This is a genomic window from Jannaschia marina (assembly GCF_013404595.1).
GTDB lineage: Bacteria > Pseudomonadota > Alphaproteobacteria > Rhodobacterales > Rhodobacteraceae > Jannaschia > Jannaschia marina.
In genome coordinates, this window is record NZ_JABVAX010000026.1 from 1 (window position 1) to 17533 (window position 17533).

The window sequence follows — 17533 nt, forward strand, 5'->3', positions numbered from 1 at the left end:
TGCGACCGCCTGAACGGCACCCCCAGAAAGTGCCTCGGATGGCGAACCCCAACTGAAGCATTCAGAGAAGAGATGATGAAACTGAGATAGCGGAACCGTCGCAACGACTCTTGAGAATCCAGGCGCGGTTGCTTCCCGCAGGCTTCGACCCATTCAACGAAGCCAAGGCGGATTAACTCCGAATGGACGGGCACCCGGCGCTTGGCGGCAGGCGACTTGAGGCTTTTCTTCTTACCATCCGCGTTGATGTCGATGTACCAGATGCCGCCTTCACTCCGAATGTCAGATGGTACCAGTTGCGCGACTTCCCGCAACCGTGCCCCGGTGAACATGGCCAGAAGCGTTCCCCACTTGTGATCGTCCTTTTTGACCAGCCCAGAGTGGTTTTCCGTCAACTCGACATAGAGGCGGGAAAGCTGTTCCTTGCTGTACGCCTTGCGCTTCTCGGCGGCTTGCTTGGCCTTCGCGACCTTCATGCCGTCAAACAACTTGTGCGGCGCGCGACCATGGCGTTCTGCCCAGTCCCAGAAACGCCGGAACATGTCGATGTAGTTGTTGACGGTTTTCACGCTGATCTTGGGCAGGCCGGGAAAGTCTATGGCGTCCTGCAAACTCAGGTCGCGTGTTTCGGGCTTCGTCTTGCGGTTAGCGGGCAGGGCCTGCACCAGCTTCTTCATGTCAGCGGCGTCTTGGCGGCTGATCTGATCAATCGGGCGGTCCGGTCCGAAATGCTCCACCAGCAGGGCAAGGTAGGCATCCGCCTTGTTCCGCATCTCTTGTGACCATTGCGGCCCATGCTCGGCTTTGAAGTCTGCGATGGCCGCGCTCAGAGACGCGGAGTGGGCCTGTGACGGCTTCGGCGCGGTCTGGGCATGTTCGCTGAAGGAATAGCCGTCAAGGCTCTCAGCGGCGCTTAGAATGGCTCTGATCTGGTCCCGGCGGGCCTTGCGCATCTCTCGGCGCAGGGACGGGGCGTTTTCGGCCCACTGAGCGTCTGTGAGGCCCGCTGAGGCCCGGAAGGCGCCCGGGTCTAGAAACAGGTCCGACAGATCGTCGTGGCCCTCTGCGGCGTCCTCATGGGCTGTGAGTTCTTGGCGCAGCAGGTCAAGGGACCGACCCGGCAGGCCGGTGTCGTTCAGCCGCTCCACATACTGATCCAGCGAAGCCGTGAAGTAGCTTCGTACCATCTCGCGCATCTCGTCTTGTCTGAGCCTTGCCAATGCCTTGTTATCCCGAACCAATCGCCCGCATGATGCAAGATGGCGGGCCAGATCGCCAGCCCGATCTGGGCACTTGGTACGCAGGGAAATCCTGACGGTGCGGCGGCTTTGACGTTCAGGGGAAGGCAAAGGCAAAGGCCAGCGGAAGTAGTAAACCCCGTGGCGTGAAGGCGAGAGGTAGGCGGACAGTTTCATGGGCATGGTGCTCCACTTTGTGCCGCACTTGCCTGTCCAACTCTTAAGTCACTGATTTATATGGAAATGGCGGAGAGACAGGGATTCGAACCCTGGGTAGACGTTAATCCACAACGGTTTTCGAAACCGTCCCGTTCGACCACTCCGGCACCTCTCCGCACCAAGTGGTGGCGCGTCTTTAGGCAAGGCGTGCGGGGGCCGCAAGACCCCGCGGGCGGGATTTTCGGTCAATCGCCGACGGGCCGGGAATTCCGGGTGGTCCGATCTCCTGCCGCGCTTGACAGACCCCGTTGCCCGTGGGATAGGCCTGCATGGTCGCTGGCACCTGCCGTGCGGCCTCTTGATTTTTTTGGACTGCCCCGCATGGGGCGCGCTGTTCGAGGTGGCCCGCTTTCCACGGAAGCCGGCCGGAACACCCCGGGAGGGGGACCGCAGGACGCGGAAACATGAAGGAGAGAGCGGATGTTTGCCGTTCTTAAGACCGGTGGGAAGCAGTACCGGGTCGCCGAGGGCGACGTGCTTCGCGTCGAGCGTCTGGCCGCAGAGGCCGGCGAGACGATCCAGTTCAATGATGTTCTGATGCTCGGCGGCGACAAGGTCACCGTGGGCGCGCCCACCATCGATGGTGCCGCCGTGCAGGCCGACGTGATCGACCAGATCAAGGGCGAAAAGCTCATCCACTTCGTCAAGCGCCGCCGCAAGCACTCGTCGAAGCGCACGAAGGGTCATCGTCAGAAGCTTACGCTGCTGCGGATCACGTCGATCCTCGCATCGGGCGGCGACAAGTCCGGCGTCAAGGAAGCCCGCGGGGCCGGGTCAATGACCGTGGCCGAGCGCGCCGCCGCCGCGCCTGCGTCGAACAAGCCGGTGAAGGCCGCCGCCAAGCCGGCCGCGACACCTGCTGCGAAGCCCGCCGCCAGGAAGGCCGCCGCGCCGACGAAGGCCGCCGACAACGACGTCGCCGCTACCGAGGCTGTCGGTTCGAAACCCGCGAACCTCCTGAAGGAAGCGCGGGACGGCAAGGCGGACGACCTGAAGAAGATTTCGGGCGTCGGGCCGAAGCTCGAAGGGCTTCTGCACGAGAACGGCGTTTTCCATTTCGACCAGATCGCCGCTTGGGGTTCCGACGAGATCGCCTATATGGATGATCGACTGTCGTTCAAGGGCCGCATCGAGCGCGACGGCTGGATCGACCAGGCGAAGCAATTCGCCGCAGAGCAGGAGTAAGGACACATGGCACACAAGAAAGCTGGTGGTTCGTCCCGGAACGGTCGCGACTCCGCGGGGCGCCGCCTGGGCGTGAAACTCTTCGGTGGTCAGCAGGCCATCGCGGGCAACATCATCGTCCGTCAGCGCGGCACCAAGTGGTGGCCGGGCGAGGGCGTCGGAATCGGCAAGGATCACACGATCTTCGCGACGACCGATGGCGCGGTCTCCTTCCGCAAGGGCTTCAAGGGGCGCACGTACATCAGCGTCCTCCCGCAAGCCGAGGCCGCCGAATAAGCCGAACCTTAAGGTTTGAAATCAAGGGGGATCGGCGCGGCCGGTCCCCTTTTGTGTTCCGACCGCTCCGCCGCTGACCCGCCCCAGCCCGGGAGGCCACGATGACACCGACCGCACCGGCCAAGACGGCCTTCGCACCGCTGACGCTCGCCGGGCCGCGTGTTCTCTTGCGCGCGCCGATCGAGACGGATGCGGAGGCGCGGCGCTCGCTCGGCTACGATCCGGTGATCCTGAGGGCCTACGGTCAGGATACGGAGCGCCTGCCGACGATGACGGCCGCACGCGCGACATCGTGGCTGCGCGAGCAGCGGGACAGCGGTGCCTGGATGATCACCGTTGCCGGGGCGCTCGTCGGTGCCGTGCGTCTGCACTCCCGGGTCGAGGTCGACCGTCGCGCCCAGATCGCCATCGGTCTTCTCGATGCCGATCAACTGGGCCGCGGTCTCGGGACGGAGGCCATGCGGCTCGTCATCGACCACGCCTTCGACGGGCTCGGCCTGCATCGGCTGTCGCTGCGCGTTCTCGCGGGCAACGACCGTGCGATCCGCTGCTACCGGCGGCTCGGCTTCGTCGAGGAGGGGCGGGAGCGGCAGTCCGCCAGGGTGCCCGGGGGCTGGGAAGACGACCTGCTCATGGGTCTTCTGGCCGACGAATGGGCCGCACGGGAGGTCGCGACATGAGCGTCGCGGCGGCGAGCTTCGCGGTCTTCGCCGCAAGCCAGGTCGGCACGCCCGGCCCCGCGAACATGGCGCTGATGACGACGGGTGCCGCGCATGGGCTGCGCGCGGCGCTGCCCTTCGTTGCGGGCGTCGCGCTCGGCAAGCAGCTCATCATCTGGCCCATCGGTTTCGGCCTGATGGAGCTGGCAACACGCTATCCGGCGGCCTTTGTGGCGCTCAAGTGGATCTCCGCGGCCTATATCATCTGGCTTGCCTGGCGGGTCGCGAACCTGCGCCTGGGCGAGGGGCGTGCCGCCACGGCTCCGGGGTTCTTCGCCGGGCTCGTCGTGCACCCGCTGAACCCGAAGGCCTGGACCATGATCACCGGCGGCTTCACCGCCTTCACCGCGCCCGGCACGCCGGCGTTCGAAGCGACGGCGACCATCGCCGCGATCCTGCTCGCCACCCAACTCGTGCTGCATCCGCTCTGGACCTGGGGCGGCAGCCTGATGGCCGATCACGTCCGTGGCACCGCCGCCGAACGTTACCTTATGTGGGCCCTCGCCGGGCTTACGGTCGCGAGCGTCCTTTTCGTCCTCATCGGAGGAACCCCGACATGACACCGCAACGCGCCCCCGTCCGCCTCGACGACGTCCGCACCGCCGATCAGCCCGCGATCGCGTCGGAGCGGCTCTCGCTGCGCCCGCTCCGGCGGTCGGACATGGGCCTGATCGAGCTCTATGCCGGCGACCGCCGCGTCGCGTCGAACACGGCCTCGATCCCGCATCCGATGCCGCCGGGGGCGACGGATGCCTTCGTCACCCGCGTGATGGCGGGGCAAGGGGACGATACCGTCTGGGCCATGGACGCCAGCGCCTCGGGCATGGCCGAACTCGTCGGCGTCATCAGCCTGAAGCGCATGGACCGGGCGCAGTCCGAGATCGGCTACTGGGTCGCGCCCGTCGTCTGGAACACGGGCCTTGCCTCCGAAGCGGTCGCGGCACTCCTCGCCGCGAACCCGGGCGGTGCGCGGCAGATCTTCGGCTCGATCTTCCAGGACAATCCGGCCTCGGCCCGTGTGCTGACGAACGCCGGTTTCGACTACATCGGTGACGCGGAGACCTTCTGCGTCGCGCGCGGGGCCGTCGTTCAGACCTGGACATACATCCGCCAGATGCAGTGATCCGCTCACGGCCTTGAGGCCAGAGCCAAAGGGGTCTATCGCACGCACCTGACCCAAGACGAGCCGCCTGCCATGAAGTTTCTGGACCTTGCCCGTGTCTACATCCGCTCCGGAGGCGGCGGTTCCGGGGCGGTGTCGTTCCGCCGGGAGAAATACATCGAATACGGCGGGCCCGACGGTGGCAACGGCGGGCGCGGCGGCGATGTGATCGTCGAGACGGTCGAGGGGCTGAACACGCTCATCGACTTTCGCTACCAGCAGCATTTCTTCGCCAAGTCCGGCCAGGGCGGCATGGGCAAGCAGCGCACCGGCAAGGACGGGGAGAGCATCACCCTGCGTGTGCCCGTCGGCACCGAGATCCTCGACGAGGATCAGGAGACGGTGATCGCCGACATGACCGAGCCGGGGCAGCGCGTGGTGCTCGCCAAGGGCGGCAACGGCGGCTTCGGCAACATGCACTTCAAGTCCGCGACAAACCAGGCCCCGCGCCGCGCGAATCCGGGCCAGCCCGGCGTCGAGCGCGAGATCTGGCTGCGGCTGAAGCTCATCGCCGACGTGGGCCTGCTCGGGCTGCCGAACGCGGGGAAATCGACCTTCCTCGCAGCCACCTCGAACGCACGCCCAAAGATCGCGGACTATCCGTTCACGACGCTCGTGCCGAACCTCGGCGTCGTCGGCGTCGACGGGGTGGAATTCGTCGTGGCCGACATTCCGGGGCTGATCGAGGGCGCGCACGAGGGGCGCGGCATCGGCGACCGCTTCCTCGGTCACGTGGAGCGGTCGGGGGCGCTCCTGCATCTGGTCGACGGGACGGCAGCGGATGTGGTGGAGGACTACCACACGATCCTCAACGAGTTGGAGATGTACGGCGAGGGCCTCGTCGAGAAGCCGCGCCTGACCGTCCTCAACAAGGTCGACGCCCTGACCGACGATGAGACCGCGGCGAAGCGCGCGACACTGGCCGAAGCCGCCGGTGCCGAGGTGCTGACGATGTCCGGCGTCTCGGGCACGGGGACGACCGACGTGCTGCGCGCCCTGCGCGAGATGATCGGGCGGCAGGCTGCGACGGAGGCGACCGGAGAGACGCCGTCGGAGGATGAGCCGTGGTCGCCGCTCTGACGGACGGTCGCCGTCGCCTGGCCGACGCCCGGCGCATCGTGATCAAGATCGGCTCGGCCCTGCTCGTCGATCCGGAAACCGGTGCCTTGCGCGATGCCTGGCTGCGCGATCTGGCGGCCGACGTCGCCGACCTGCGGGCGCGTGGCTGCGATGTCATTCTCGTCTCCTCCGGGGCGATCGCGCTTGGCCGCCGGATGCTCGACCTCGCGCCGCCGCTCGGCCTCGAGCAATCGCAGGCCGCGGCGGCCGTCGGCCAGATCCGCCTGGCCGCCGCCTACGAAGCCGCGCTCGCGCCCGCGGCCTGCGCGCAGGTGCTGCTGACGCTCGACGACAGCGAGGACCGGCGCCGCTACCTGAACCTGCGCAACACGTTCAAGGCGCTGCTCGACCTCGGCGTGATCCCGATTGTGAACGAGAACGACACCGTCGCCACCGACGAGATCCGCTATGGCGACAACGACCGCCTCGCCGCGCAGGTCGCCGCGATGGCCGGGGCCGATCTCTGCGTGCTCCTGTCGGACGTCGACGGGCTCTATACGGCGAACCCGGCGCTCGACCCTGCGGCGGCACATCTACCGATCGTCGAGGAAATCACCGAGGAGATCGCCGCGATGGCGAGCGAGGGCGTCTCTGGCCTCTCGAAGGGGGGGATGATTACCAAGCTGATGGCCGCGCGCACGGCGACCGACGCGGGCTCTGCGCTCGTGATCACGCTTGGGGGCGCGCGGCCCATCACCGCGCTTGCCGAGGGTGCGCGGGCGACGTGGTTCCTGCCCAAGGCCGATCCGCAGAGCGCGCGCAAACGGTGGATCAACGCGATGAAGCCGCGCGGTGTCCTGACCGTGGACGACGGCGCGGCCCGGGCGCTCGCCTCGGGCAAGTCGCTCCTGCCGGCGGGGGTCACGGCGACGACCGGCACCTTCGGACGCGGCGATGCCGTGCGCATCGAGGACGCGACGGGCCGGCTGGTGGCACACGGGCTGACCAACTATGCTGCCGGCGAAGTGGAGCGGATCCAGGGGCTGCGCAGCGACGCGATCCTCTCGGTCCTGGGCTACGCGGGGCGCACGGCGCTCGTCCACCGCGACGACATGGCGATACAGGGGAGTGGGACATGAAGGATCACGTCGAGGACATCGCCGGCCTGATGCGCGATATCGGGCGCGCGGCGCGGGACGCGGCGATGGCGCTCGCCTCCGCCACCGCCGCGCAGAAGGAGACCGCGCTGACTGCGGCGGCGGACGCCCTCTGGGAGCGGCGCGCCGAGGTGCTGGAGGCAAACGCGCGGGATCTGGCGTTCGGCCGTGACAAGGGCCTGACCGACGCGATGATGGATCGGCTCACGCTCGACGAGGCCCGCATTCAGGGTATCGTCGACAGCCTGCGGGCCATCGCCGCGCAGGCCGACCCGGTTGGCCGGGTTCTGGCCGAGTGGGAGCGGCCGAATGGCCTCAGGATCCGGCGCGTCGCTACGCCGCTCGGCGTCATCGGCGTCATCTACGAAAGCCGGCCGAACGTCACCGCCGATGCGGGCGCGCTCTGCCTCAAGGCGGGCAATGCCGTGATCCTGCGCGGCGGCTCCGAGAGCTTCCATTCCAGCCGGGCGATCCACGGGGCCATGGTCGCGGGACTTGTCGCGGCGGGCCTGCCGGAAACGGCGATCCAGCTCGTGCCGACGCGGGACCGGGCCGCGGTAAGCGCGATGCTGACGGCGACGGACCATATCGACGTGATCGTGCCGCGCGGGGGCAAGGGCCTCGTCGGGCTGGTGCAGCGCGAGGCCCGCGTGCCCGTCTTCGCGCACCTCGAGGGGATCGTGCATGTCTATGTCGACGCCTCCGCCGACCCGGAGAAGGCGAAACGCGTGGTGTTGAACGCGAAGACACGGCGCACGGGCATCTGCGGCGCGGCCGAGTGCCTGCTGATCCACCGGGACTTGGCGGAGACACTCGGGCGGGCGCTGATCTCGGACCTCATGGCCGCCGGCGTCGAGGTGCGTGCGGGCGCGGGGCTCTCGGGCTCCGCCGAGGCGGGCGAGGGGGACTGGGGGCAGGAGTTTCTCGACATGACCATCGCGGCCAAGGTCGTCGAGGACGTCGACGGGGCGATCGCCCATATCCGCCGCTTCGGGTCGAACCACACCGATTGCATCCTCGCCGAGGATGCCGCCGCCGTGGCCCGCTTCTTCGCCGAGCTCGACTCCGCGATCCTGATGCACAATGCCTCGACCCAGTTCGCGGACGGGGGCGAGTTCGGGATGGGGGCCGAGATCGGCATCGCGACCGGCAAGATGCACGCGCGCGGGCCAGTCGGGGCCGACCAGTTGACGAGCTTCAAGTATCTCGTCACCGGAGACGGCGCGATCCGTTCCTGATCAGATAATTACAAGGCGACGTTCATGTCCGACCGCCCCAACCTCGTGCGACGCACGCCCTTTCCGACATCGGTGAGCCGGGCCGTCGCGACGCCGCTGCAGCCCTCCGTCGTCTACGCCTCGCCCGATCCCGACGCGCTCGACGCGCAGTACGAGGGGCGGGCATCGGGCTACACCTACGGGCGGGAGGGGCATCCGAACGCCGATGTCCTGGCGCAGATGATCGACCGGATGGAGGGCGGCGAGGGCGGCATCGTCACGGGCTCCGGCATGTCGGCGGTCACCGCGACGCTTCTGGGTCTTCTGTCGAATGGCGACCACATCGTCGGCGGCAATCAGCTCTACGGCCGCAGCCTGCGGATGATGACGCAGGACCTGCCCCGCTGGGGCATCACCGCGACGCTTGCCGATCCGACCGATGTGGCCGCGATGGAAGCGGCGATCACGCCGGCGACGAAACTCCTCCTCATCGAGGTCGTCTCGAACCCGACCTTGCGCGTGGCCGACATGGAGGGGATCGAGGCGCTGGCACGGGAACACGGCCTGATCCTCGTCGTCGACAACACCTTCACCACGCCGTACGCCTTTCCGGCCTATGCACGCGGCGCGGACGTGGTGATCCATTCGGTGACGAAGCTCCTCGCCGGACATTCCGACGTCACGCTGGGCTACGTGCTCGCGCGTGATCCGGCACAGCGCAAGGCGATCTACGACACCAATGTCACGCTCGGCCTGACGCCGAGCCCCTGGGACTGTTGGATGGCGGAGCGCGGGCTCTATACCTTCGACATGCGCTTCGAGCGGGCGCAGGCGAATGCGGCGGCGCTCGCCCGGCTCTTCGCCGATCATCCGGCGGTCGAAACCGTTCTCTACCCCGGGCGACCGGATCACCCCGACCACAATCGCGCGGGGGCACTCCTCGGGGGGCAGTGGGGCAACATGGTGAGCTTCCGCCTGGGCGGCGGACGGGCGGCGGCGAACGCGCTGGCGCGCGCGGCCCCGGAGATCGCCTTCGCACCCACGCTCGGCGATGTCGGCACGACGCTCTCCCATCCCGCGTCGAGCAGCCACCGCGGCCTGACGCCCGAGGGGCGTGCCGCGCTCGGGATCACCGAAGGCTTCTTCCGGGTCTCGGTCGGATGCGAGCCGATCGAACTGCTGCAACGGGACTTCAAGACCGCGCTCGACGCGACGCTCTGAGTCAGGCGGTCTTGTCGATCGGACCCTTTTGGACGGGAAATGGCTGCGTGTCATGCGGCCCGCGGCCCGTCTCCACGATGTCGAAAGAGAGGCCGGGCGCGAAAGCGGCGACCTCGCGCAGAACCATCGAGGGATCGGCGATCTGGGGGGCCACGGCGACGTAGCGGCCGCTGTAGCCGTGATCGACGAGCCGTACCGCGACGTCGATCGCATCGAACCGGCCGCCGAAGACCGGCGACAGGACGACCATCGTCTTTTCGAGCAGATCGGCCGTCAGGCTTTCCATCTCGACAGCTCTCGTCTTATCAGCCAGCGCGCCGAAAAGGCGCGACGGCAGCGATGCCGCTTCATCGTCCCGAAAGCCGATGGCAAGTACCTGATCACGGCTCACGATCCGCGACGCCGATTGCGCCCGATCGGGAGATGAAGATCTCTTCGTCTTCATAGGCCCACCCCTGCGCCTTATATTACGCGATCCGACCACTCGGACCCCTCGTTGCAAATATGTAGCCGAGTTTTTCGTTTTCGAAAAGCATGAAATACTTGACATGTAGGCGGTTTCGTCGCAGTGGCCGCCGCGCCAAACCGTCCGACTACCGCTATGATCGAGTCAATTCTGAGCGCCCTGATCGAACCGGCCCTGCTTCTGGATGCCGGAGGACGGGTCACGATCGCCAACCCGGCGGCGCAGGATCGCCTTGGTGTATGGGTTATTGGACGTTCCTATGTCAGCGTTTTGCGTCAGCCCGCGCTGCTCGGGCCCGTCGAGGACGCTTATGCGAAGGGCGTCACCGGCACGGCTCGCTTCACACATACTACCGGGGAGGTTGATACGATTTTTCGCGTGACGGTTTCGCCTTTAGCGGGTGTTGACGGAAGAAGGCACGTCCTATTGGTGTTTCGTGATCTTTCGGAGGCCTACGCCGGCGAATCAATGCGCCGCGATTTCGTCGCGAACGTGAGCCACGAGTTGAAGACTCCGCTCACCGCCGTCTCCGGTTTCATCGAGACGTTGCAGGGGCCGGCACGCTCCGACGCGGCGGCGCGCGAGCGCTTCCTCGGGCTGATGGCCAAGGAAGTGACGCGGATGAACCGTCTCGTCGGCGACCTGCTGTCGCTCAGCCGGCTCGAAGGGCAGTCGCGCAAGCGGCCGACCGAGCGGCTCGACCTTTCGGCGCTCGTGGGCGAGGCGCTCAGCACCCTGCGCCCCGGTGCCGAGGCCATGGGCGTGACCCTCGAGGCGGAGGTCCCGCCCGAGGCCATCGCGCCGGGGGATCGCGATCAGCTGACGCAGGTGCTGACCAATCTCGTCGAGAACGGCATCAAGTACGGGGCGCATCCCGGCAGCGTCCGCGTGGCCATCACTGCGGTCGCGCGGGAGCCCGTCATCAAGGGCCCCGCCTGGCGGATCACGGTGACGGACGCCGGAGGCGGCATCCCACCCGAACACGTACCGCGGCTCACCGAACGTTTTTATCGTGTCGACACCGGAAGATCGCGGGAGCAGGGGGGGACGGGCCTCGGCCTCGCCATCGTCAAGCATATCGTCAACCGTCACCGCGGCCGCCTGCGCATCGAAAGCACCGTGGGGCAGGGCACCGAGATTTCCGTCACCCTACCGGCGGAGGCGGGTAGACGCTCGGGGTAGGGCGACGCCACGGCAGACGCCGATTGTCATAAAACCGTTACGTCGCCGTCACAAAAGCCCAACACGGCGAACTTAGCTGCCGGCCTGAACGCGACCCAAGGGGGGGCGCGTCTCTGACGCTCACAGCAATTCAGGAGCACTTCATGTCCATCAATAAGGCTACCGTCTCGGCCCTTGCCATCGTCGCCGTCACGGCCACCGCCGCCGCCGCCCGCGATCAGGTGCAGGTCGCCGGTTCGTCGACCGTTCTGCCCTACGCCTCGATCGTCGCCGAAGCCTTCGGCGAGAACTTCGACTTTCCGACGCCGGTCGTCGAATCTGGCGGCTCCTCGGCTGGCCTGAAGCGCTTCTGCGAGGGGGTGGGCGAGAACACGATCGACATCGCCAACGCCTCGCGCGCCATCCGCGACTCCGAAGTCGAAGCCTGCGCCGCCGCCGGCGTGACCGACATCATCGAAGTGCGCATCGGCTACGACGGTATCGTCTTCGCCAGCCAGCAGGACGGCCCCGCCTTCACCGAATTTACCCCGTCGCATTGGTATATGGCTCTCGCCGCGCAGATCCCGGGCGAGGACGGCACCCTGGCCGACAACAGGGTCGCCAACTGGTCCGAGGTGGACGAAAGCCTGCCCGACGCCGAGATCCTGGCCTTCATCCCGGGCACCAAGCACGGCACCCGCGAGGTCTTCGAGGAGAAGGTGATCCTCCAGGGCTGCGAGGACACAGGCGCGATGGAGCGCATGATGTCGGGCGGCATGGACGAGGACGCGGTCGAGGAAGCCTGCATGTCGATCCGCGCCGACGGCGCCTCGGTCGACATCGACGGCGACTACACCGAGACGCTCGCGCGCATCGAGAGCAACGCCAACGGCGTCGGCGTCTTCGGCCTCGCCTTCTACGAAAACAACACCGACAAGCTGAAGGTGGCCACCATGGAAGGCGTCACGCCCTCCACCGAGACCATCTCCTCGGGAGAGTATCCCGTCTCGCGTCCGCTCTACTTCTACATCAAGAAGGCGCATATCGGCGCGATCCCGGGCCTGAAGGAGTTTGCCGAGTTCTTCGTCTCCGACGATATCGCCGGCCCCGACGGCCCGCTCTCGGAGTATGGCCTCGTCGCCGACCCGGAGCTTGCCGAGACGCAGGCGACGGTGTCCGAAGAGACCCCGATGCAGTAAGACACGACCGGGCCGGGGGCTGCCCCCGGCCCGTCACCCAGACGACGCGGAGATCGCGATGCCCCTCAGCTGGATCCTCCTGCTTCTCGCCGCCATCGGATTGGCGGCGTTTTTCCTGTCGCGCCGCCGGGCCGTCGGGTCGGTCGAGGGCGACGCGCGCCGGCTTCATTCGCTGCCGCTCTATTACGGGCTGCACGGCGCGATGATGGCGCTCGCGCCGGCGCTTCTGCTGCTCGCGATCTGGCTGGTGGTTCAGCCGATGCTCCTCGACCGGTCGATCCTGTCGGGCCTTCCCGACGATGCGATCCCCGAAGGCAGCACACCGGGCCTCGTGATGTCGGACGTCCGCCGGGTGGCCGACGGCATCGAGCGGGCCTTCGCAAACGGCGCCTTCAGCGAGGGGGACCTCACCGCGCTGACGACCGAGGACGTCGGAGCCGTCATCACGGGCGGGGGCACCGCACTCGGCACGCCACTCACGGCAGACGTCCTCGCCGCCGCGCGCGACTACTGGCTCGCCCGTGGTACGCTCGCCTGGATCATGACGGCCGCCGTGCTCGGCCTCGCTCTCATCGGCGCGGCCTGGGCCATACGCCGCTCCGACGGGGCGTTCCGCGCCCGCAACGTCGTCGAACGCGGCGTTCTCGTGCTCCTGATCGCCGCGGCCTCCATCGCCATCCTGACGACGGTGGGCATCGTGCTTTCGATGCTCTTCGAGACGTCCAACTTCTTCCGCCAATACGAGTGGACCGAGTTCTTCTTCAACACGACCTGGCAGCCGAGCTTCTCGGGCCGGGGCGGCAGTTCGGAACTGGGGATCATCCCGCTTCTCTGGGGTACGCTCTACATCTCGCTCATCGCGCTGATCGTGGCGGTGCCGATCGGGCTCTTTGCGGCGATCTACCTGTCGGAATATGCCGGCAAGACCTTCCGGAGCATCGCCAAGCCGGTGATCGAGATCCTGGCCGGCATCCCCACCATCGTCTACGGCCTCTTCGCGCTGATTACCGTGGGCCCGCTCCTGCGCGATGCCTTCGCCTCACCGCTGGGCCTCGGCAACTCGGCCTCCTCGGTGATGACCGCGGGCCTCGTGATGGGAATCATGCTGATCCCCTTCGTCTCCTCGCTCTCGGACGACATCATAAACGCCGTGCCGCAGGCGATGCGCGACGGCTCGCTCGGCCTCGGTGCCACGCAGTCCGAGACCATCCGGCAGGTCATCGTTCCCGCCGCCCTGCCGGGCATCGTCGGTGCCGTGCTCCTGGCCGCGTCGCGCGCGATTGGGGAGACGATGATCGTCGTGCTCGGAGCCGGGGCGGCGGCCCGGCTCGACCTCAATCCCTTCGAGGCGATGACGACGGTGACCGTCAAGATCGTCAGCCAGCTGACGGGCGACACCGATTTCGCCAGCCCCGAGACGCTGGTGGCCTTCGCGCTCGGCCTGACGCTCTTCGTCATCACGCTCGGCCTCAATGTCCTCGCGCTCTATATCGTGCGCAAGTATCGGGAGCAGTACGAATGACCGACGCCACCGCCGAGGGCGGCGCAGGACACGGCGGCGCGGGGCAGGGGAGCCTGCTGGCCCGCGACACCCGCACCGCCCGCCGCAATGCCGCCGAAAGCCGCTTCAAGCTCTACGGTCTGATCGCCGTGTGCATCGGCATCGCGATGCTCGTCCTCCTCCTGACCTCGATCCTGATGAACGGCCTCTCGTCCTTCCAGCAGACGCGCCTGCAGATCATGGTCGAACTGCCGGAGGACAAGCTCGACAAGTCCGGCGTGCGCGACCCGGAGGTGATGTCGAAGGTCACTACCTTCGGCTACGCGCCGCTTTTGCGCGACGGGCTGGAGGCGACCATCGCGGAAGCCGGCATCGAGACCGACCTTTCGGCCAAGGATGCGGCCGACCTCATCTCGGACGAGAGCGTCGCGCAGCTGCGCAACATGGTGCTCGCCAACCCCGATCTCGTCGGTCAGACGATCCCGGTGGAGGTGCTCGCCTCGGGGCGGATCGACGGCTACTACAAGGGCCGCGTCACGATGGCGTCCGCGGAACTCGACAGCAACATCAGCCCCGAGCAACTCGTCCTCGCCGATCAGCTGAAGGCGGCCGGCAAGCTCAGCACGTCGTTCAACTGGAGCTTCTTCACCGCGCCCGACGCCTCCGACACGCGTCCCGAGGCCGCGGGCCTCGGCGTCGCGATCCTGGGCTCCCTCTACATGATGTTGATCGTACTCTGCCTCGCGCTGCCAATCGGGGTCGCGGCCTCCATCTACCTGGAGGAATTCGCGCCGCAGAACCGATGGACCGACCTCATCGAGGTCAACATCTCGAACCTCGCCGCCGTGCCCTCCATCGTCTTCGGCATCCTGGGCCTCGCCATCTTCATCAATTTCGCGGGCCTGCCGCAGTCGGCCCCCATCGTCGGTGGCCTCGTCCTCACGCTGATGACGCTGCCCACGATCATCATCGCCACCCGCGCCGCGCTCAAGGCGGTGCCGCCCTCGATCCGCGACGCCGCCCTCGGGCTTGGCGCGTCGAAGATGCAGTCGGTCTTCCATCACGTCCTGCCGCTTGCGATGCCGGGCATCCTGACGGGCACGATCATCGGCCTGGCGCAGGCGCTCGGCGAGACGGCACCGCTCCTGCTGATCGGGATGGTGGCGTTCGTGCGCGAGTATCCCGAAAGTCCCCTCGACGGGGGGCTCTTCGACCCTGCGACGGCGCTGCCGGTGCAGGTCTACAACTGGACGCAGCGGTCGGACCCGGCCTTCGTGGAACGGGCCAGCGGGGCCATCATCACCCTGCTTCTGTTCCTTCTGGTGATGAACCTGACGGCCATCTTCCTGCGCCGGAAGTTCGAGCGGCGCTGGTAAGGGCAGGGGACGACATGCGAGACACATCGACGGAGAACGCCGTGCAGAACGACACAGCCAAGATCACGGCCCGCGGCGTGCAGGTCTATTACGGCGACACCCATGCCATCAAGGACGTGGACGTCGACATCGCGGCCAACACCGTAACCGCCTTCATCGGCCCCTCGGGCTGCGGCAAGTCCACCTTCCTGCGCTGCATCAACCGGATGAACGACACGATCCCGGTCGCGCGGGTGGAGGGCGACATCCGCATCGATGGCGAGGACATCTACGACAAGCGCGTCGATCCGGTGCAGCTGCGCGCCAAGGTCGGCATGGTCTTCCAGAAGCCGAACCCCTTTCCAAAGTCGATCTACGACAACGTGGCCTACGGGCCGCGCATCCACGGGCTCTCGAAGGACAAGGCGGACCTCGACGGCATCGTCGAGAACGCGCTGCGCCGCGCCGCGCTCTGGGACGAAGCGAAGGACCGTTTGGATGCGCCGGGCACCGGGCTCTCCGGCGGACAGCAGCAGCGGCTCTGCATCGCCCGCGCGGTGGCGACCTCGCCCGAAGTGCTCCTGATGGACGAGCCCTGTTCGGCGCTCGACCCGATCGCGACGGCGCAGATCGAGGAACTGATCGACGAGTTGAAGCAGAACTATTCGGTCGTCATCGTGACGCATTCCATGCAGCAAGCCGCCCGCGTCAGCCAGAAGACGGCGTTCTTCCACCTCGGAAACCTCGTGGAATACGGCGAGACCAGCAGGATCTTTACCTCGCCCGAAGACACGCGGACCGAGAGCTACATTTCCGGCCGCATCGGCTGAGGAGGGGACGATGATCAACCAGACCCATATCGCCAGCGCCTTCGACCGCGACCTCGAGGCCATCCAGACCCAGATCATGAAGATGGGCGGCATGGTCGAGGCGCAGATCGATGCCGCGACCCGCGCGCTCCTGCAGGGCGACGTCGAGCTCGCCAACGCCACGCGGCGCGGCGACAAGGCCATCGACGCGCTCGAGCAATCGGTCAACGAGGAGGCGGCCCGCGTGATCGCCCTGCGCCAGCCGATCGCCACCGACCTGCGCACGGTGCTCACCGTCTTCCGCATCTCGGCGGCGCTGGAGCGGGTGGCGGACTACGCGAAGAACATCGCGAAACGCACTGAAATACTTGCCGATCTTCACCCCGTCGACGGTGGCACCGTGTCGCTCAAGCGGATGTCCAAGGCGGTTCAGGTCATGCTGAAGGACGCGCTCGACGCCTATATCCAGCGCGACGCGGCGCTGGCCTACGACGTGCGCGCGCGCGACGAGGAGGTGGACCAGATGTACAACGGTCTCTTCCGCGAATACCTGACCCACATGATGGAGGATCCGCGCAACATCACGGCCTGCATGCACCTGCATTTCATGGCCAAGAACATCGAGCGCATGGGCGACCTCGTGACCGGGATCGCCGAACAGGTGATCTATCTCGTCGAGGGCGAACTGCCCGACGAGGATCGCACCAAGGGCGACGTGACCAGCACCGTGAAGGGCGGAACGGTCTGATGGGACAGCCGTCCGTCCTTGTGGTCGAGGATGAGGCACCGCAGCGCGAGGTGCTCGTCTACAACCTCGATGCCGAGGGCTTCGACGTGCTTCAGGCCACCTCGGGGGATGCCGCACTCGAGATGGCCCGCGAGGACGTGCCGGATCTGATCCTGCTTGACTGGATGTTGCCGGAGGTGTCGGGCATCGAGGTCTGCCGCCGTCTGAAGGCCGCGAGCGAGACCCGCGCGATCCCGGTCATCATGATCTCGGCCCGCTCCGAGGAGGTCGACCGGGTGAGGGGGCTCGAGACCGGGGCCGACGATTACGTAGTGAAACCCTACTCGGTCGTGGAGCTGATGGCGCGCATCCGGACGCAGCTGCGCCGTGTCCGCCCGGCTTCGGTCGGCGAACGGCTGGAGTTCGACGACGTGACGCTCGACACCGCCGAACACCGCGTCTTCCGCGACGGGCAGGAGCTGCATCTCGGACCGACGGAGTTTCGGCTTCTGTCCACCTTCATGGAACGCCCGGGCCGCGTCTGGTCGCGCGATCAGCTGCTCGATCGTGTCTGGGGCCGCGACATCTATGTCGACAGTCGGACCGTCGACGTCCATGTGGGGCGCCTGCGCAAGGCGTTGCGCAACGCGACAGGCAAGGACGACCCAATCCGTACGGTCCGCGGCGCCGGCTACGCACTCGGCTGACGCGAGATCCCGTGACAAGGGACGGATGCACAACGTGGATTCTCAAGAGTCGTTGCGACGGTTCCGCTATCTCAGTTTCATCATCTCTTCTCTGAATGCTTCAGTTGGGGTTCGCCATCCGAGGCACTTTCTGGGGGTGCCGTTCAGGCGGTCGC

At 67.0% G+C, this 17533-nt stretch carries 18 protein-coding genes, 1 tRNA gene and 1 pseudogene; 17 read left to right on the forward strand and 3 right to left on the reverse strand.

Annotated elements, in window-relative coordinates:
* Both HSX43_RS20075 and HSX43_RS19115 read right to left on the reverse strand, forming a co-directional pair.
* A partial coding sequence (locus tag HSX43_RS20075; protein ID WP_235962785.1) for a site-specific integrase occupies positions 1–1415 on the reverse strand: 1415 nt, incomplete at its 3' end.
* 67 nt (positions 1416–1482) lie between these two features.
* Positions 1483–1572: transfer RNA gene (locus tag HSX43_RS19115), tRNA-Ser, on the reverse strand.
* A 305-nt stretch (positions 1573–1877) separates the two neighbouring features.
* Between HSX43_RS19115 and HSX43_RS19120 the strand changes: the two genes are divergently transcribed.
* The 9 genes from HSX43_RS19120 (at position 1878) to HSX43_RS19160 (ending at position 9453) form a co-directional block, all read left to right on the forward strand.
* Positions 1878–2642, forward strand: coding sequence for a 50S ribosomal protein L21 (locus HSX43_RS19120; protein WP_179381745.1), 765 nt, complete (start codon positions 1878–1880; stop codon positions 2640–2642).
* A 6-nt stretch (positions 2643–2648) separates the two neighbouring features.
* Positions 2649–2918 (forward strand): 50S ribosomal protein L27, encoded by a 270-nt coding sequence (gene rpmA / locus HSX43_RS19125; RefSeq protein WP_179381746.1) that lies wholly within the window; start codon positions 2649–2651, stop codon positions 2916–2918.
* A 101-nt stretch (positions 2919–3019) separates the two neighbouring features.
* Positions 3020–3598, forward strand: coding sequence for a GNAT family N-acetyltransferase (locus tag HSX43_RS19130; RefSeq protein ID WP_179381747.1), 579 nt, complete (start codon positions 3020–3022; stop codon positions 3596–3598).
* The gene (locus tag HSX43_RS19135; RefSeq protein WP_179381748.1) at positions 3595–4197 is read left to right on the forward strand and encodes a LysE family translocator; all 603 of its coding nucleotides are present in this window, start codon (positions 3595–3597) and stop codon (positions 4195–4197) included. The genes HSX43_RS19130 and HSX43_RS19135 overlap by 4 nt, the downstream gene beginning before the upstream one ends.
* The gene (locus HSX43_RS19140; protein WP_179381749.1) at positions 4194–4760 is read left to right on the forward strand and encodes a GNAT family N-acetyltransferase; all 567 of its coding nucleotides are present in this window, start codon (positions 4194–4196) and stop codon (positions 4758–4760) included. The genes HSX43_RS19135 and HSX43_RS19140 overlap by 4 nt, the downstream gene beginning before the upstream one ends.
* Before the next feature lie 72 nt (positions 4761–4832).
* A complete protein-coding gene (gene obgE, locus HSX43_RS19145; RefSeq protein WP_179381750.1) occupies positions 4833–5879 on the forward strand; it encodes a GTPase ObgE in 1047 nt (348 codons plus the stop codon).
* On the forward strand, positions 5864–6997 hold the full coding sequence (proB, locus tag HSX43_RS19150; protein WP_328795550.1) for a glutamate 5-kinase: 1134 nt from the start codon (positions 5864–5866) through the stop codon (positions 6995–6997). Before obgE ends, proB begins: the two co-directional genes overlap by 16 nt.
* Entirely contained in the window at positions 6994–8253 is a 1260-nt protein-coding gene (locus HSX43_RS19155; RefSeq protein ID WP_179381751.1) for a glutamate-5-semialdehyde dehydrogenase, read from the forward strand. The genes proB and HSX43_RS19155 overlap by 4 nt, the downstream gene beginning before the upstream one ends.
* 24 nt (positions 8254–8277) lie before the next feature.
* Positions 8278–9453 carry a trans-sulfuration enzyme family protein gene (locus HSX43_RS19160; RefSeq protein ID WP_179381752.1) on the forward strand — a complete coding sequence of 392 codons (1176 nt, stop codon included), beginning with the start codon at positions 8278–8280 and terminating at the stop codon, positions 9451–9453.
* 1 nt (position 9454) lies between these two features.
* On the opposite strand, the gene HSX43_RS19165 is transcribed toward HSX43_RS19160, so the two are convergent.
* On the reverse strand, positions 9455–9844 hold the full coding sequence (locus HSX43_RS19165; protein ID WP_179381753.1) for a hypothetical protein: 390 nt from the start codon (positions 9842–9844) through the stop codon (positions 9455–9457).
* 210 nt (positions 9845–10054) lie between these two features.
* Between HSX43_RS19165 and HSX43_RS19980 the strand changes: the two are divergent.
* The 8 genes and pseudogenes from HSX43_RS19980 to phoB all read left to right on the forward strand — a co-directional run.
* Positions 10055–10363 (forward strand): annotated as a pseudogene (locus tag HSX43_RS19980) (PAS domain-containing protein); the annotation flags it as partial.
* 24 nt (positions 10364–10387) lie between these two features.
* Positions 10388–11101 (forward strand): sensor histidine kinase, encoded by a 714-nt coding sequence (locus HSX43_RS19170; protein ID WP_328795551.1) that lies wholly within the window; start codon positions 10388–10390, stop codon positions 11099–11101.
* 143 nt (positions 11102–11244) lie between these two features.
* On the forward strand, positions 11245–12279 hold the full coding sequence (locus tag HSX43_RS19175; RefSeq protein ID WP_179381754.1) for a substrate-binding domain-containing protein: 1035 nt from the start codon (positions 11245–11247) through the stop codon (positions 12277–12279).
* A gap of 58 nt (positions 12280–12337) precedes the next feature.
* Positions 12338–13801 carry a phosphate ABC transporter permease subunit PstC gene (gene pstC, locus HSX43_RS19180; RefSeq protein WP_179381755.1) on the forward strand — a complete coding sequence of 488 codons (1464 nt, stop codon included), beginning with the start codon at positions 12338–12340 and terminating at the stop codon, positions 13799–13801.
* Positions 13798–15156, forward strand: coding sequence for a phosphate ABC transporter permease PstA (gene pstA, locus HSX43_RS19185; protein ID WP_179381756.1), 1359 nt, complete (start codon positions 13798–13800; stop codon positions 15154–15156). The genes pstC and pstA overlap by 4 nt, the downstream gene beginning before the upstream one ends.
* A 14-nt stretch (positions 15157–15170) precedes the next feature.
* Positions 15171–15965, forward strand: a complete 795-nt coding sequence (gene pstB, locus HSX43_RS19190; RefSeq protein ID WP_179381757.1) for a phosphate ABC transporter ATP-binding protein PstB — start codon at positions 15171–15173, stop codon at positions 15963–15965.
* 10 nt (positions 15966–15975) lie between these two features.
* A complete protein-coding gene (phoU, locus tag HSX43_RS19195) occupies positions 15976–16692 on the forward strand; it encodes a phosphate signaling complex protein PhoU (RefSeq protein ID WP_179381758.1) in 717 nt (238 codons plus the stop codon).
* On the forward strand, positions 16692–17378 hold the full coding sequence (gene phoB, locus HSX43_RS19200) for a phosphate regulon transcriptional regulator PhoB (RefSeq protein WP_179381759.1): 687 nt from the start codon (positions 16692–16694) through the stop codon (positions 17376–17378). The genes phoU and phoB overlap by 1 nt, the downstream gene beginning before the upstream one ends.
* Positions 17379–17533 lie beyond the last annotated feature (155 nt).